Here is a 15697-nt window from a genome sequence, read left to right on the forward strand (position 1 = left end):
AACGGCAAAAAAGGTGTTTTTGCGATTCAATTTGACATTATTGTTAACGCAAGCCTTACGTTATCGCGGCCGGCGTTAGGGTAATATCCACTCTTTCTGAGAATGATTGTTCTCAAAACATAACGATTGAAAGAGTGAACCGATGACGCATCCAAAATTACTGATTATCAGTATGTTTTTGTTGATTGCCGGCTGTGATGACTCGACCTCGCCAACGGCCGGACAACCAGCCGCCATACCGCAAGTCAGTATTGTCACGCTACATACCCAGCCGGTAACACTTACCACCCAATTACCCGGCAGGACCACGGCGGTAAAGGGCGCGGAGGTCCGGCCGCAGGTCGACGGCATTATCCTGAAGCGGCTTTTCACCGAGGGTGCCGAGGTGAAGGCCGGCCAGCCGTTATATCAGATCGACCCCGCCACGTATCAGGCCGCCTATGATAAGGCGCAGGCGACGTTCACCAACGCCGCTGCGCTGGCCAAACGCTACAAGCCGCTGTCGGAAGCCCACGCCGTCAGCGGCCAGGTTTACGACGATGCGGTCGCCGCCGCCAAAGAAGCGGCCGCTGATGTGGAAACCGCGCGGGTCAATCTGAATTACACCCAGGTCAAGGCGCCGATTTCCGGCCATATCGGCCGGTCGATATACACCGAGGGCGCTTTGGTGACCAGCGGGCAGACGAGCTATCTGACCACCATCCAACAGCTGGATCCGATGTACGTCGATATCAGCGAATCCTCTCAGGATCTCTTGCGTTTGCGCCGGGCGCTGGCGCAGGGCCATCTGAAATCGGCCGGCGATAACGCCGCGGCGGTACAACTGACCCTAGAAGACGGCAGCATCTATCAACAGGAGGGCAAGCTGGAGTTTTCTGAAGTGACGGTGGATGAGGGGACGGGATCGGTAACCCTGCGGGCATCGTTCCCCAACCCGCATAACGAACTGCTGCCGGGGATGTTTGTGCATGCGGTCCTGCGCCAGGGCGTGCAGGAGCAGGGCATTCTTATTCCCCAGGAAGCGGTCGGCCATGACGTCAAAGGTAAACCTTACGTCTATGTGGTGAAAACCGATGACACCATCGAACAACGCACTGTCGCCACCGGCGAAATGATCGACGGGGAGTGGCTGGTGGTGCAGGGGCTGCAGGCTGGTGAAAGAGTCGTTACCGACGGGCTCCAGAATATCCGCGCCGGTATCAAGGTTAACGCCAGCGAACGTCGGAACGCCGTCGCCTCAACGGGCAGCAACAACTCTTCGATGACCGATCCGTCGGCACAATAGGGGAAACAAGATGTCGAAGTTTTTTATCGAACGTCCCATTTTTGCCTGGGTCATCGCCATCGTCATTATGCTGGCGGGCGGCTTGTCCATCTTGTCTTTATCGATCAACCAATACCCTAATATCGCGCCTCCGGCTATTTCGGTTTCCGTGACCTATCCTGGCGCAAGCGCGGAAACCACGCAAAAAACCGTGGTGCAGGTTATCGAACAGCAAATGAACGGCCTGGACAACCTCCGTTACCTTGAATCGCAAAGTAACAGCGACGGCAGCGCCACCATTATCGCGACCTTCGATCAAGGCACCGATCCGGATACCGCGCAGGTACAGGTACAAAACAAGGTTTCGCTGGCGGAGTCGCAATTGCCCACCGAGGTGACCACCCAAGGGCTGAGGGTCGCTAAATATCAGGCCAATTTCATGATGGTGGTGAGCCTGATTTCGCAAGACGGCAAATTGAGCGATTCCGATCTGGCCAATCTCCTGGTGTCCAAACTGGAAGACCCCATCGCCCGTACCAAAGGGGTGGGCGACTTTATGGTGATGGGTTCCGAATACGCCATGCGTATCTGGCTGGACCCGGCCAAATTGTATCAATATTCCTTGATCCCAAGCGATGTCAGTACCGCCATTACCCGGCAAAACGTGCAAATTTCTTCCGGTAAACTGGGGGGGCTGCCTTCGGTAAAGAATGCCAAATTCAGCGCCACGATTATCGGTAAAACCCGCCTGGAAAGCGTGAAACAGTTTGAAGATATCCTGCTTAAGGTGAATACCGATGGCTCGCAGGTGCGCTTACGCGATGTCGCCAATATTGATTTGGGGCCGGAAGATTACAGCATTTCGTCAACTTTTAACGGCAAGCCTTCATCCGGGATGGCGTTAAGACTGGCCAGCGGCGCCAATGTGCTGGATACCGCCAAAGCGGTCAAAGCCACCATCGCCGGTCTGCAGTCTTCCCTGCCGGACAACGTCAGGATCGAATACCCGTACGAAACCTCGCCGGTGGTCAGCGCCTCGATAGAAGAGGTGGTCAAAACCTTGTTTGAAGCCATTGTGCTGGTGTTCTGCGTCATGCTGCTGTTTTTACAAAATCTGCGTGCCACGCTCATCACCACCATGGTGGTGCCCGTGGTCCTGCTTGGTACGTTTGGCATACTGGCGGCCTTTGGGTACTCGATCAATACGCTGACCATGTTCGGTATGGTGCTGGCGATAGGCTTGCTGGTGGATGACGCCATCGTGGTGGTGGAAAACGTCGAGCGGGTCATGTCCGAAGAAAAGCTCGGGCCGAAAGACGCCACCATCAAATCCATGGCGCAAATTCAGGGCGCGTTGTTTGGCATCGCCCTGGTGCTGGCGGCGGTGCTGGTCCCGATGGCTTTTTTCAGCGGCTCCACCGGGATTATTTATCGCCAGTTCTCCATCACCATTGTTTCGGCCATGGCGTTGTCGGTGCTGATGGCGCTGATTTTCACGCCGGCATTATGCGCCACCCTGCTCAGGGCCTCGGCGGGAGAGCGATCGCAGCGCGGTTTCTCCGGCTGGTTCAACCGCAAATTTGATTCGGGCACCGTGCATTACACCCGCTATGTCGGCGGCGTTATCTCACGGCGCGGGGTATTTATGCTGGTTTACCTGCTTATCGTGGCGGCCACCGGTTATTTGTTTACCCGTGTTCCCGGGTCCTTTCTGCCGGACGAAGACCAGGGCGTGATGATGATGCAGGTGACCCTGCCGGCCAACGCCTCGGCGCTGCGCACCCAGCAGGTCCTGATGGATATGGAAAACTATCTGCTGGACAAGGAATCCGCCTCGGTGAGCTCGGTATTCGCCGCCAACGGCTTCAGCTTTTCCGGCCGCGGGCAGAACAGCGCCATGGCGTTTGTCAAACTCAAGGACTGGAGCGAGCGCGGCGGCAGCAACCTGTCGGTGCAGGCGCTGGCCGGCCGCGCCATGCAGCACTTCGCCACGTTAAAAGACGGTAAGGCCTTTGCGCTGATCCCACCGGCGGTGATGGAGCTGGGCAACGCGACCGGTTTTGACTTCTACCTGCAGGATAACGCCGGCAAAGGCCATGACGCCTTGATGGCGGCGCGTAATCAGTTCCTGCAACTGGCCGCGCAGGATAAACGCCTGACGGCGGTACGTCCCAACGGGATGGAGGACGAACCGCAGTACCAGCTGCTTATTGATGACGAGCGCGCCAGCGCGCTGGGCCTGAACCTGGACGATATCAACGATACGCTGTCCGCCGCCTGGGGTTCCACCTATGTAAACCAGTTTATGTATGAGGACCGCGTCAAGCAGGTCTACATCCAGGGCAACGCCTCATCGCGCGTGACCCCGGAAGATCTGGATAAATGGTATTTCCGCAACGGCAGCGGCCAGATGGTACCGTTCTCGGCTTTCGGCAGCGGTAAATGGATCTATGGCTCACCCCGCTATGAACGTTTCAACGGCGTCTCGGCGGTGGAGATCATGGGATCGCCGGCAAGCGGGTTGAGTTCGGGCGCCGCGGTTAAGGCGGTCAATGACATCGCCGCCAAATTGCCGCAGGGCTTCAGCGTGCAGTGGCACGGACTGTCTTATGAAGAACAATTGTCCGGCTCGCAGACGCCGGCCCTGTACAGCCTTTCGGTGCTGGTGGTATTCCTTTGCCTCGCCGCCTTGTATGAGAGCTGGTCCATACCTTTTTCGGTGCTGCTGGTGGTACCGCTTGGCGTGTTGGGCACCATCGGCGCGGTATTGCTGCGCGGATTACAAAACGATGTCTTTTTCCAGGTCGGGCTGCTGACCACGGTCGGGCTGGCGGCGAAGAACGCCATCCTGATTGTGGAGTTCGCCAAAGAGCTGCATGAAAAGCAGGGCAAAGATCTGGTCGAGTCTGCCATTGACGCGGCCAGGCTGCGTATCCGCCCCATTATCATGACCTCGATGGCGTTTATCCTCGGCGTCTTGCCATTGACGATTTCCCATGGCGCCGGATCGGGCAGTCAACATTCCATTGGCACCGCCGTGGTGGGCGGCATGCTTACCGCTACCTTCCTGGCCATCTTTTTTGTGCCGATGTTTTATGTCGTCGTGGTCAACCTGTTCACCCGTAAAAACAAAAAAGCATCGCAGTCCGAGGCGACCTCTCATGAATAAACGTTATCTGGTTCCGGCCCTTGTGCCTGTTATGATTTCCCTGGCGCTGGCCGGCTGTACCTTGCAGCCGGCGTACCACCGGCCGGCAATGCCGGTGGCCGCGGACTGGGACGCCGCCGGCCAGCGCGGCAAGGCGGCGGACGGCGCGGATATCCGCTGGCAAACATTCTTTACCGACCCGGCCATGCATCAACTGATCGGCCTGGCGTTAGCCAATAACCGCGATTTGCGGGTAGCGGCGCTGAATGTCGAGACGGCGCGCGCGCAATTCCATATCGACCGGGCCGCGCTGCTGCCCACGGTAGATTTGTCCGCCAGTCAAACGGCGGAACATTTGCCGGGGAACCTGTATTCGACCCAAAGCTCCGGGCCGGTAACCTACCATCAATACGATGCCAGCCTGGGCGTCACTTCCTGGGAGATGGATTTTTTCGGCCGGGTGCGCAGTCTGCGCGACAAAAGTCTGGAAAGCTATCTGTCGACCGAGGCGACGCAGCAGGCGACGCAAATCAGCCTGATTGCCGAAGTGGCGACGGGATATTTGACATTGTGTTCGGACAATGAATTATTACTGTTGGCGCAACAGACCGCCGCCAGCCAGCAACAATCCTATGATTTGACCAAACGCAGCTATGATGCCGGCGTCAGCACCTCGCAGGACTTGGCGCAAGCGGAAACCACGGTGCGCAGCGCCCAGGCCGATGTGGCGCAATATACCCGCCAGGTACGGCAGGATATCAATGCGCTGCGCCTGCTGGCCGGAACCGGGCTGCCCGCCGGTCTGGCCGAGCATGCCCGCCTGGATAAAGAGTGGCGTTTCCCGGCGACACCGGCCGGCCTGCCGTCCGATTTGCTGACGCGGCGGCCGGATATTATTGCCGCCGAACATACCCTGAAAGCGGCTAACGCCAATATCGGCGCGGCGCGGGCGGCATTTTTCCCAAGCATCAGCCTGACGGCGGCGGGCGGATCCTCAAGCAGCAGCCTGGGACATTTGTTGGAAGGAGGGACCGCGGCCTGGTCGTTTGTGCCGACAATCACCCTGCCAATTTTTGATGGCGGCGTGAACCGGGCCAATCTGGATATCGCTAAAACCTCGCAAAAAATCGAGGTGGCGAATTATGAAAAATCCATCCAAACCGCGTTTAAAGAAGTCTCGGACGCCCTGGCCGGCCAGTCGACCTATCAGGACGAACTGGCCGCCCGTTCGCTGAACACCGCGGCCAACCAGCGAAACTATGATGCGTCGAATATGCGTTATCGCCAGGGTGTGGATAATTATCTGTCTGTGCTGGTGGCTCAGCGTTCGCTTTATAGCGCGCAACAGTCGCAAATCACGACGCAGCTGGATTTGCTGCAGCAACAGATCACCCTTTACAAAGTCCTGGGCGGCGGATGGAAACAGTAGCCCTGGCGGTCAACGCCATCCGTCCGCTATCATCGGCGCCTGGCGATTGCCTTTTAGCCCGACTTATCGGTAAATTTATTGCTGGCCCCGGGAAAGGATTAGCACCTGATGGCAACTAAAAACAAACCCCTGGTGCCCGACAGGCAACAGAAAATTGCGGATCGGCGCGATCATATTATCGCCGCCGCCCGCCTATGCTTTCGTAAACACGGTTTCCATGGCGCCGGTATGGCTGAAATCGCGGCGCAGTCCCAGTTGAGCGTCGGCCAGATATACCGGTATTTCACCAATAAAGAGGCGATTATCGAAGAAATCGCGCATCGTATCGTCAAGCATCGGGTGCAACTCATGCGTGATAACGATAACAACCTGGAACATATGGCCCTGGCTTTGGCGGATCACCGGCTTTTGGATGGCGATGAGACGGAAATCAACCAGGCATTGATGCTGGAGGTCTCGGCGGAGGCGACGCGCAATCCGCGCATTGCCCGGATTCTGCTGGATGTTGATGCCGTGCTCTTTCGGGAAGGCTGTCATATGCTGATGCAGTCCTATCCGGAGATGAGCCATGACGCCGCCGCCAACCTGGCGGAGCTGATAGCGGTGCTCAGCGAGGGAACCATGCTGCGAATCTTGACGCGGCAGCGGCAAACCACGCATGAGGGTTTGGCGCAAATCTATCTGAACCTCTTCTCGGCGGTATTTCCCGCCAGGCCCAAAACCGGTCCCGAGTAATGCATTTGCAAGCAACAGGGCCTGGGAGGCCCGTAGGCGAATGCGCCGGGAGAACCCGCGCACGCGCTGACGTGGTCAATCTCCCGACGCACGGGGGTTGCGCGCATCCACGGCGGTATTGGCGCGATAGAGATAAAGCGCGATGAAAAAGCCCATCGCCGCCGCAATCCCGCCGACCAGAAATAGGCTGCCGTAGCCGGCGCGGTCCGCCAGAAATCCCGCCACAGGCCCCGTCAAGCCATAGGCGAGATCCTGGAAGGCCGCGTACCCGCCCATGGCGCTGCCGCGCAGATGCGGCTCCACGAGATGGACCACTTCACGCCCCATGGCCGGAAAGACCAATGAGCACCCGAGTCCGGTAAGGAATGCGCCGGCAAGGGCGAGGGAGGGATCGTGCGCGCTCCAGATAAGAATCTGGCCGATGGCTTCGATTGCCAGCGATCCAAGCGCCACGGGAAGGCCGCCCATGCGATCGGGCAGATGGCCAAATAGCACGCGGACCAGGACGAATCCGCAGCCGAAAGCCGTCAGGCCCAGCCCGGCGTAATGCCATTCCTGATGCAGGAAATAGAGGGCGAAGAACGCGCCGATAGCGGCAAATCCAATGCCTTGAAGGCAAACGACCACCCCATGCAGCCAGATTCTGCCGAGCACGTTCGTAAAGGCGGGGCGTTTGCCGTGCGCAGACGGGGCGACGCCGGCCACGCGCCAGATCGCCAGCAGGCCCAGGGCGCAGAGCAGCGCGCTCACAGCCATGGTGCTGGAAAAGCCAAACCATTTCAGCAGCGCCAGTCCCACCGGGCCGCCGACGGCCAGGGCGCCGTAAATGGCGGCGCCGACCAGGGCCAGTACCTGGCCTGAACGCGCGGGCCCCACCAAACCCACCCCCCATAGGATAATGCCGACGCCGGCCAGGCTTTCGCCCAGGCCGACCAGCAACCGGCCCGCGATAAGAACCAGATACGCAAGCCAGGGGGCGTAGGGCAAAAATCCCGCCCCCGACGAAATGAGAGCCCCGCACGTATAAAAGCCCAGCCCCATCCTGACCGCATACCTGGCGCCACGGCGGTCGGCCAGGTTGCCGGCATAGCCGCGGGTCAATACCGTCGACAGAAAGGCGACGCCAACGCCGAGACCTGCGTAGACATTGCCGAATCCCAGCTTCCCGGTCACGAATACGGGAATGACAGGGAGAGGAATGGCCACGCACAAATAGGAAACAAACAAGATCGCCATCAGCAGCATGAGGCGTTTCTGCGCGGGATCCCGCTTAAGCGTATCAGTCATAATGCATTAATCCCTGCAAAGCGCCACCCCGTGGCGCCGGTAATGAATATTGGCGTAATGGCATCGCCTGAATGAAAAACATGGGAAGTCATGCTCAACCGAGTTTGATGGACAATTCCACGTCTTGGGCGAATGGCGTGGACAGGTAGCTCCCCGGCGGGCGAGCGCACGCGCGCCAGATAATCGGGGCTGTAGTCGGTATTGTCGGCGACGATGAGCGCCCCCGGCCGCAGCCGCTTTTCGACCAGGTTAAGGATGTCGCTATAGAGCGACTTGGCGCCATCCAGCAACAGCAGGTCGATGGACGGGGGCAGATCGGCGGCCAGCGTTTTGAGCGCGTCGCCGGCCCTGATCTCCACCAGGTCGATCAGCCCGCCGGCGGTCAGATTCGCGCGCGCCTGCGCCAGCTTGGACGGTTCAAACTCGCTGGTGATAAGCCGGCCGCCGCCGTTGTCGCGCAGCGCCGCCGCCAGGTATAACGTCGAGATGCCGAACGACGTGCCGAACTCCACGATGGTGCGTGCGTTGGCGCTGCGCGCCAGCATATAAAGAAGCGTGCCGGTTTCGCGCGAGACCGGCAGCCAGAGGTCTTTCAGGTGCCCATAGAGCGCGAGATAGTCAGTCTTGCTGTGCATAAAGCGTTCGCGTTCTTCGTGCGCCATTGCCGCCCAGGCCGGACTGCGCGCCTCGTCCGCCTGTTTGAACAGGCGATCCAGCAGGGGAGCCAGCGGAGCGGTGGAGAGTGTGGTGATCATAAAAGCGTCCGATAGTGGAGGGCTGATGTTGACCGCCTTGCGGCGGCCGGATAATATGAGTAATTACTCGCGTTTTAGAATACGACTAATTCGTCATGTTTCCTATTCGCATTCACCTTCACGTTGCCAGGGCCCCCATGACCCATCGCCGAAACCCGCAGATTTCCTCACGAAAAATACCCCAACAGGCGCGTTCGGCAGAGCTTGTGGCCGCGATTCTCGAAGCGGCTACTCAGGTTTTAAAGGAAGAGGGCGCGCCGCGGTTCACCACCGCGCGGGTTGCCGAAAGGGCCGGTGTGAGCATTGGATCGGTGTATCAGTATTTCCCGAATAAGGCGTCGATCCTTTTTCGTCTCCAAAGCGATGAATGGCGGCAAACCACGGAATTACTGCGGCGCATCCTTGACGATGGCGGGACACCGCCGCTGGAGCGTTTGCGCATATTAGTTAACGCCTTTATTCGCTCCGAATGCGAGGAGGCCGAGATGCGCGTGGCGCTAAATGATGCCGCTCCCCTCTATCGGGATGTTCCCGAGGCGCATGAGGCCCAGGCGGCGATCGACCAGGCTGTGCAAGCCTTTATGCGGGAGGTGCTGCCCAACGCGTCGCTACCAGCCCGGGCACTGGCAAGCGACCTGATCATGACGACCCTCAGTACCGTGGGGAAACATTTTTCCGCGGGTCCCCGTACCGCCGCCGAGATCACCGCCTATTCCGACGCCATGGCGGATATGTTCTGCGCCTATCTCGAAGGGATTGGCCATCGTTGAACCGGGCGTTTTTAACCGGGGTTTTATCGTGATTCAAATCGCAATTTTGTTATAAAGAGCGGGATAATTAATTTGTAATCGATTACTTTTGTGCAAACACGTTTTGTAATCGATTACTTTTTAAGGCGAGGCAACTCATGATGTCAACACTGGAAAGCAGTGAAGTCAGCCAAGTACAGCATCGGTTCCTGATACCGCGGCTGTCCCTGATGATGTTTTTACAATTTTTTATCTGGGGAAGTTGGTCGGTTACCCTGGGGCTGGTGATGGCGCATCACAATATGTCATTGCTGATTGGCGACGCGTTCTCGGCGGGGCCCATCGCTTCGATTTTGTCCCCGTTTGTGCTGGGCATGCTGGTCGATCGCTTTTTTGCTTCCCAGAAAGTCATGGCGGTGATGAATCTGGCCGGCGCGGCGATCCTCTGGTTCGTGCCGCAGGCATTGATCGATGGCAACGGCACGCTGCTTATTGCCCTGCTGTTCGGCTATACGCTCTGTTTTATGCCGACGCTGGCGTTGGGCAACAATATTGCCTTCCACAGCCTGAAAAATGTCGATAAAAGCTTCCCTGTGGTGCGCGTATTCGGCACCATCGGTTGGATAGTCGCGGGCATATTCATTGGTGTTACCGGCGTGTCGGCCAGCGTGAATATTTTCTGGGTGGCGGGCATCTGCTCGGTATTGCTGGCGGTTTACAGCCTGACGTTGCCCCATACGCCGGCACCGGCCAAAGGGCAGCCGCTGGCGCTGCGCGATCTGTTCTGCGCCGATGCGTTCGCGCTGCTGAAAATCCGCCATTTCTTTGTGTTTTCGCTCTGCGCCATGCTGATTTCCGTACCGCTGGGCACCTACTATGCCTATACGGCGTCATATCTTGCCGATGTCGGCATCAGCGATGTCAGCACCGCCATGTCCTTCGGCCAGATGTCTGAAATCTTTTTTATGCTGGTTATTCCCCTGCTATTCCGCCGGCTGGGCGTCAAATACATGCTGCTGATAGGCATGCTGGCCTGGTTCGTCCGCTACGCCTTTTTCGCGCTGGGCGTCAGTGAGGAAGGCCGGTTCCTGCTGTATCTCGGCATTTTGCTGCACGGCGTGTGTTACGACTTTTTCTTTGTCGTCGGTTTTATCTATACCGACCGCGTCGCCGGCGCAAAGGTCAAAGGGCAGGCGCAGAGCATGATCGTCATGTTTACCTATGGCATCGGCATGCTGCTGGGTTCGCAGATTTCCGGCGCGCTTTACAACCGCCTGGTGGCGGGACAGACAGTGCCGCAGGCGTGGGTCACCTTTTGGTGGATCCCGGCGGTGTCCGCCGCCGTTATCGCGGTAATTTTCTTCTTTTACTTTAAATATAAAGAGCCAGAGCATGTTTGAGTTTGGGAGATGTAATGAAAACGATTAAAGGTCCGGGCATTTTTTTGTCCCAGTTTATCGGGAAGCAACCCCCGTTTAATACGCTTGACGGGCTGGCGCAGTGGGCCGCCTCGCTGGGATATACCGCCTTGCAGATCCCTTGTAATCACAAGGCGATATTTGACCTGGAAAAAGCCGCCGCCAGCCAGATCTATTGCGATGAAATCCTGGAAAAACTGGCCGGCCACGGACTGACCATTAGCGAGCTTTCCACCCATCTCGAGGGGCAGCTTATCGCCGTCCACCCCGCCTATGACCTGGCGTTCGATAACTTTGCTCCTGTTACCGTCAGGGGAAACCCGGGGGCGCGCCGGGCATGGGCGACCCAGGCGTTGAAACAGGCGGCCGCCGCGTCCGCAAAGCTGGGATTAACGGCGCACGCCACCTTTTCCGGCTCGCTGGCCTGGCCGTATTTCTATCCCTGGCCGCCGCATAACCAGACGCTGCTGGACGAGGCGTTTCATGAACTGGCGCTGCGCTGGCGGCCGATACTGGACTGTTTTGACCAGAACGGGGTGGATGTATGTTTTGAGATCCATCCGGGTGAGGACCTGCACGACGGCGCCACGTTCGAACGTTTCCTGGCGCGGGTGGATAACCATCCGCGCTGTAATATCCTGTTCGATCCCAGCCATCTGCATCTGCAGCATATGGACTATCTGGCATTTATCGATCGGTATCACTCGCGCATCAAAGCCTTCCATGTCAAGGATGCGGAATTTGCGGCAAACGGGCGCAGCGGTGTTTACGGCGGCTATCAGAACTGGATGGACAGGCCGGGGCGTTTCCGCTCTCCGGGCGACGGTCAGATTGATTTTAAAGCAATATTCAGCAAGCTGTCCCAGTATGACTTCGACGGCTGGGCGGTGTTGGAATGGGAATGCTGCCTGAAGGACGGCGAAACCGGCGCCCGTGAAGGCGGCGACTTTATCCGCCGCCATATTATTCCGGTCGCCGCCCGGGCTTTTGATGATTTTGCCGCCGGCAATGAGGACCGCGCAGACGCGCGCCGTATGCTGGGGCTGGGGGAGGATGCTACTCATGATTAACGTCGGTATCGCCGGCACGGGTTTTATCGGCCCTGCCCATATTGAAGCCATCCGCCGGCTGGGATTTGTCGAGGTGGTGGCGCTGTGCGATACGCCGCTGGCCGACGCCAAGGCTAAAGCGGCGCAGTTGAATGTTCCTTATGCTTACGGCGACATTGATGACTTGCTGGCCCATCCCGGACTCGATGTGGTGCATAACTGTACGCCCAACCATTTGCATGCCGACATCAACCGCAAAATCCTGCGCGCCGGCAAACATGTTTTTTCGGAAAAACCCTTGTGCCTGACCGCCCTTGAGGCGGGCGAACTGGTCGCCATGGCCGAGCAGGCAGGGGTGGTGCACGGCGTCAGTTTCGTCTACCGGCAGTTCGCCATGGTGCAGCAGGCCGCCAGTATGCTGCGCCACGGGCGGTTGGGCCGGTTGTTTTCGGCGCACGGCAGCTACCTGCAGGACTGGATGCTGCTGGAGACCGATTACAACTGGCGCGTGGACGCCGCCCTTGGGGGCAGCTCCCGCGCCGTGGCGGATATTGGCTCGCACTGGTGCGACACGGTGCAGTTTGTCACTGGCCGGCGGATTACCGCGGTCATGGCGGATTTATCCACCGTCTGGCCAACGCGTAAAGCCAATATGCGGGGCAATTCGACGTTTTCCGCCGGGCAACAGGACGCGCGTTACGAAGACCGCCCGGTTACCACGGAAGATATGGGGTTTGTCCTGTTCCGCTTTGACGACGGTAGCAAAGGCTGTTTCAGTGTGTCGCAGGTCAGCGCGGGCAGAAAAAACCGGCTGAGTTTTGAGGTGAACGGCAGCGATGCTTCCGTCGCCTGGGATCAGGAAACGCCGCAGCAATTGTGGATCGGACATCGAACAGCGGCCAACCAGTTGCTCTGCGACGATCCGGGGCTGATGAACGCCGACGTGGCGCACAGTGCGCACTTCCCCGGAGGGCACATTGAAGGCTGGCCGGATGCGTTCAAGAACATGATGCTGCAATTTTATACCGCCGTGCGCGACGGCCGGGCGCCGGCGAAGGGCTGCAGCCCGTTCGCCACCTTTTATGAGGGTGCCGGCGTGATGCGCGTTATTGATGCCATCGTGCAAAGCCACCGGCAGCAGGGCTGGGTTACCGTCGCCGATTGAGAACGGACGCCCGGCGCGCAGACAGAAACGCCGGGCTTTGATTCATGCCGCAAGTAAACTGTGGTAGCCTCTGGTAATAGGGTGATGACCGCAGGATGTGTTGTCGTAATGTCGATTCAAAAAATAGCTAAACTGGCGGGAGTCTCGGTGGCAACGGTGTCCCGGGTGCTGAATAACAGTGATACCGTGAAAGTCCATAACCGCGAGCGCGTTTTGGCGGCTATCCGCGCCAGCAACTACCAGCCCAACCTGCTGGCCCGTCAACTGAGAACCGCCAGAAGCTCCATGATCCTGGTGATGGTCTCGAATATCGCCAATCCCTTCTGTGCCGTGGTGGTGAAAGGGATTGAGGAAGAAGCGGAAAAAAACGGCTACCGTATCCTGCTATGCAACTCGAATTCGGACATCGAACGGTCAAAATCAAGCCTGGGATTGCTCTCGGGCAAAATGGTCGATGGCATTATTACCATGGATGCGTTTTCAACCTTGCCCGAGCTCAGCGCCATGATTGGCCAGACGCCGTGGGTACAGTGCGCGGAATATGCCGATGCCGGCAACGTTTCCTGCGTCGGTATCAATGATACCGACGCGGCGGAGCATGCCGTCCGGCATTTGCTGAAACGCGGATGCCGCCGTATTGCGCTTATCAATCACGATCTCAGCTACAAATATGCCCAGCTCAGGGAGCGGGGCTATAAAACGATACTGCGCCGGCAGGCCCCCGGTTATGAAGCCATTGCGTATGCCAGCGACCTGAGCAGCAGGGCGGGCAAGGCGGCCATGGAAACATTGCTGGATGCGGATCCGCGCCCGGATGCGGTGTTTGCCGTATCCGATACGCTGGCGGCGGGCGCCATGCGCGCCATTGAAGCCGCCGGACTGTCCATTCCGCGCGATATCGCGGTAGTCGGTTTCGACGGTTCTGAACTGGCCGAGATGGTGTCGCCCCAGCTCACCACCATTGAGCAGCCGTCGCGGGAAATAGGCCGCCAGGCCGTTTCCCTGCTGCTTAAAAAAATTGATAACCCGGACGCGCCGGCGGAACGCGTGATGTTGAACTGGCATTTTATTGCACGGGCCAGCGCTTAATCCTGCTCCCGATAACCCGCTAAGGTAGGGCGGCAGGATAGGCTATGACTGCGAGGCATAAAAAGAGAGATGCCGGGCCAGCGCGTTGATCTCGTTATCAAAAACCTTGCTGTTTTCGTCAATAACCAGATAAAGGGCGGTTGAGCGTGTCTGGCCATACATCAGCGGTAAGGGGACAAGTTCACCGGACTGAAGCTGTTTTTTAATATGCTCAACGGGTAACCAGCCATAGCCGATGCCATGGACTACCGCGTCTATGGCGGATTCAATGGTGGTGAATGTCCAACTGTCCGTCACGGAAACGGCTTCTTTTGGCGGCGCATCCTGACTGATATGGGTCAGTTCAATACGCGGCCATGAGGCCAGGGCGTTGTCCATGATCGGGTAGGGCTGCGACAGTAACGGATGGGACGCATTGACCACCGCCATAAAGGTGAGTTCAATAAGTTTGTTACCTGTGGCCGTCAGATCGTCACGCCAGGTCACCAGGTAGAGATCGGCCTGGCGGGCTATCAGCTGCTCGGTGGTCTCGCTGCGAAGCACTTCCATCAGGTCGATGCAAATAGCCGGGTACTGGCGCTGAAAGGCGCGCATTGCCCCGAAGAGATGATGTTTGGGGAAAATACTGTCAACAGCCATGCGCACGCGCATCTTGTCGCCTTGTTTTAGCATTAAGGCGCGTTTTTCCAGCGCGTAAAACGACCGCAACAAGGGTTTCGCCTGCTCAAGCAGGCAGAAGCCTTCCTTGGTCAGCTCCGCCTTACGCCCGTTGAGGGTCAACAGGGGAAGCCCCAGGCGTTCCTGCAATAAACCGACTTTATAACTTATGGCCGACTGGCTGCGGTTGAATTTTTCGGCCGCCTTGGCAAAGCTGCCTTCTTGCACAATGGATTGTAATAATTCCCATTGCTCCAGGGTGGTTTTTAATGCCATAACCAATCCAAAATTTCGTTTAATATGTTCTGATAATACGTTTTTTAATCTAACAATAAAATGTTTATAGTATAAAAAACGGATGAGGAAAAGGGTATGAATACCTTTGATAAGAACGATTTAAGCGGTTTTGTCGGCAAACATTTAGTGTATACCTATGATAATGGCTGGAATTATGAAATTTATGTCAAAAACGCCGCTACTCTTGACTATCGCATCCATAGCGGGATTGTAGGGAATCGCTGGGTGAGGGATCAGCAAGCGTTTATCGTTCGCGTCGCCAATAAAGTCTATAAAATATCCTGGACAGAGCCCACCGGCACGGATGTCAGCCTGATCGCCAATCTGGAAGACAATATCTTTCACGGCACCATATTTTTCCCGCGCTGGGTCATTGATCATCCGGAAAAAACGGTTTGTTTTCAAAATGATCATCTCCAGGAAATGGCATTGCTACGCGAACAAGGCCCAGCCTATCCCACGGAGGTGATAGACGAATTTGCGACGATAACCTTTATTCGCGATTGCGGCGCGGATAACGAAACGGTAATAAATTGCGCGGCAGATGAACTGCCGGCTCATTTTCCTGAAAATCTAAAGTAATAGCGACGCTATAAGACCCTGCGGAAAGGACGCAGAAATAGCGTCCTTATTCCTCGCTATCCGGCTGGTGAAA

At 57.5% G+C, this 15697-nt stretch carries 13 protein-coding genes; 10 read left to right on the forward strand and 3 right to left on the reverse strand.

What is annotated here, in order from left to right; genetic code table 11:
- The first annotated feature begins 142 nt into the window (after nt 1–142).
- From ACL2XF_RS04430 to ACL2XF_RS04445, 4 genes are all read left to right on the forward strand, one after another.
- Nucleotides 143–1285, forward strand: a complete 1143-nt coding sequence (locus tag ACL2XF_RS04430) for an efflux RND transporter periplasmic adaptor subunit (RefSeq protein WP_413728102.1) — start codon at nt 143–145, stop codon at nt 1283–1285.
- Nucleotides 1286–1295: 10 nt separating this feature from the next.
- Complete coding sequence (locus tag ACL2XF_RS04435; RefSeq protein WP_413728103.1) at nt 1296–4433, forward strand: efflux RND transporter permease subunit; 3138 nt, start codon at nt 1296–1298, stop codon at nt 4431–4433.
- Nucleotides 4426–5841, forward strand: a complete 1416-nt coding sequence (locus tag ACL2XF_RS04440; RefSeq protein ID WP_413728104.1) for an efflux transporter outer membrane subunit — start codon at nt 4426–4428, stop codon at nt 5839–5841. The genes ACL2XF_RS04435 and ACL2XF_RS04440 overlap by 8 nt, the downstream gene beginning before the upstream one ends.
- A gap of 108 nt (nt 5842–5949) precedes the next feature.
- Nucleotides 5950–6576, forward strand: coding sequence for a TetR/AcrR family transcriptional regulator (locus ACL2XF_RS04445; RefSeq protein WP_413728105.1), 627 nt, complete (start codon nt 5950–5952; stop codon nt 6574–6576).
- A 75-nt stretch (nt 6577–6651) separates the two neighbouring features.
- Here ACL2XF_RS04445 and ACL2XF_RS04450 read toward each other — a convergent pair whose 3' ends face one another.
- Both ACL2XF_RS04450 and ACL2XF_RS04455 read right to left on the reverse strand, forming a co-directional pair.
- Complete coding sequence (locus tag ACL2XF_RS04450) at nt 6652–7863, reverse strand: MFS transporter (RefSeq protein ID WP_413728106.1); 1212 nt, start codon at nt 7861–7863, stop codon at nt 6652–6654.
- A complete protein-coding gene (locus ACL2XF_RS04455) occupies nt 7860–8618 on the reverse strand; it encodes an O-methyltransferase (protein WP_413728107.1) in 759 nt (252 codons plus the stop codon). Before ACL2XF_RS04455 ends, ACL2XF_RS04450 begins: the two co-directional genes overlap by 4 nt.
- Nucleotides 8619–8755: 137 nt before the next feature.
- Here ACL2XF_RS04455 and ACL2XF_RS04460 point away from each other — a divergent pair, with 137 nt between their 5' ends.
- The 5 genes from ACL2XF_RS04460 to ACL2XF_RS04480 all read left to right on the forward strand — a co-directional run bounded on the left by ACL2XF_RS04460 (nt 8756) and on the right by ACL2XF_RS04480 (nt 14088).
- On the forward strand, nt 8756–9388 hold the full coding sequence (locus tag ACL2XF_RS04460; RefSeq protein WP_413728108.1) for a TetR family transcriptional regulator: 633 nt from the start codon (nt 8756–8758) through the stop codon (nt 9386–9388).
- A gap of 137 nt (nt 9389–9525) precedes the next feature.
- Nucleotides 9526–10767 (forward strand): MFS transporter, encoded by a 1242-nt coding sequence (locus tag ACL2XF_RS04465; protein WP_413723148.1) that lies wholly within the window; start codon nt 9526–9528, stop codon nt 10765–10767.
- 14 nt (nt 10768–10781) lie between these two features.
- Nucleotides 10782–11855 carry a sugar phosphate isomerase/epimerase family protein gene (locus ACL2XF_RS04470; RefSeq protein WP_413728109.1) on the forward strand — a complete coding sequence of 358 codons (1074 nt, stop codon included), beginning with the start codon at nt 10782–10784 and terminating at the stop codon, nt 11853–11855.
- The gene (locus ACL2XF_RS04475; protein WP_413728110.1) at nt 11848–12999 is read left to right on the forward strand and encodes a Gfo/Idh/MocA family protein; all 1152 of its coding nucleotides are present in this window, start codon (nt 11848–11850) and stop codon (nt 12997–12999) included. The genes ACL2XF_RS04470 and ACL2XF_RS04475 overlap by 8 nt, the downstream gene beginning before the upstream one ends.
- A 108-nt stretch (nt 13000–13107) precedes the next feature.
- Entirely contained in the window at nt 13108–14088 is a 981-nt protein-coding gene (locus ACL2XF_RS04480) for a LacI family DNA-binding transcriptional regulator (RefSeq protein ID WP_410014535.1), read from the forward strand.
- Between the two features lie 42 nt (nt 14089–14130).
- On the opposite strand, the gene ACL2XF_RS04485 is transcribed toward ACL2XF_RS04480, so the two are convergent.
- Nucleotides 14131–15021 carry a LysR family transcriptional regulator gene (locus ACL2XF_RS04485; protein WP_413723144.1) on the reverse strand — a complete coding sequence of 297 codons (891 nt, stop codon included), beginning with the start codon at nt 15019–15021 and terminating at the stop codon, nt 14131–14133.
- A 96-nt stretch (nt 15022–15117) separates the two neighbouring features.
- On the opposite strand from ACL2XF_RS04485, the gene ACL2XF_RS04490 reads away from it, so the two are divergent.
- Entirely contained in the window at nt 15118–15624 is a 507-nt protein-coding gene (locus tag ACL2XF_RS04490; protein ID WP_413723143.1) for a phenolic acid decarboxylase, read from the forward strand.
- Nucleotides 15625–15697: the final 73 nt, after the last annotated feature.

Origin of the sequence: Sodalis sp. RH19, from assembly GCF_047324215.1 — a bacterium.
Taxonomy (GTDB): Bacteria; Pseudomonadota; Gammaproteobacteria; order Enterobacterales; family Enterobacteriaceae; genus Acerihabitans.

Coding starts and splice junctions, on each gene's coding strand:
- ACL2XF_RS04455 (WP_413728107.1), bottom strand. CDS start 8,618: ATGATCACCACACTCTCCACCGCTCCGCTGGCTCCCCTGCTGGATCGC.
- ACL2XF_RS04450 (WP_413728106.1), bottom strand. CDS start 7,863: ATGACTGATACGCTTAAGCGGGATCCCGCGCAGAAACGCCTCATGCTG.
- ACL2XF_RS04465 (WP_413723148.1), top strand. CDS start 9,526: ATGATGTCAACACTGGAAAGCAGTGAAGTCAGCCAAGTACAGCATCGG.
- ACL2XF_RS04430 (WP_413728102.1), top strand. CDS start 143: ATGACGCATCCAAAATTACTGATTATCAGTATGTTTTTGTTGATTGCC.
- ACL2XF_RS04490 (WP_413723143.1), top strand. CDS start 15,118: ATGAATACCTTTGATAAGAACGATTTAAGCGGTTTTGTCGGCAAACAT.
- ACL2XF_RS04475 (WP_413728110.1), top strand. CDS start 11,848: ATGATTAACGTCGGTATCGCCGGCACGGGTTTTATCGGCCCTGCCCAT.
- ACL2XF_RS04480 (WP_410014535.1), top strand. CDS start 13,108: ATGTCGATTCAAAAAATAGCTAAACTGGCGGGAGTCTCGGTGGCAACG.
- ACL2XF_RS04435 (WP_413728103.1), top strand. CDS start 1,296: ATGTCGAAGTTTTTTATCGAACGTCCCATTTTTGCCTGGGTCATCGCC.
- ACL2XF_RS04445 (WP_413728105.1), top strand. CDS start 5,950: ATGGCAACTAAAAACAAACCCCTGGTGCCCGACAGGCAACAGAAAATT.
- ACL2XF_RS04470 (WP_413728109.1), top strand. CDS start 10,782: ATGAAAACGATTAAAGGTCCGGGCATTTTTTTGTCCCAGTTTATCGGG.
- ACL2XF_RS04440 (WP_413728104.1), top strand. CDS start 4,426: ATGAATAAACGTTATCTGGTTCCGGCCCTTGTGCCTGTTATGATTTCC.
- ACL2XF_RS04460 (WP_413728108.1), top strand. CDS start 8,756: ATGACCCATCGCCGAAACCCGCAGATTTCCTCACGAAAAATACCCCAA.
- ACL2XF_RS04485 (WP_413723144.1), bottom strand. CDS start 15,021: ATGGCATTAAAAACCACCCTGGAGCAATGGGAATTATTACAATCCATT.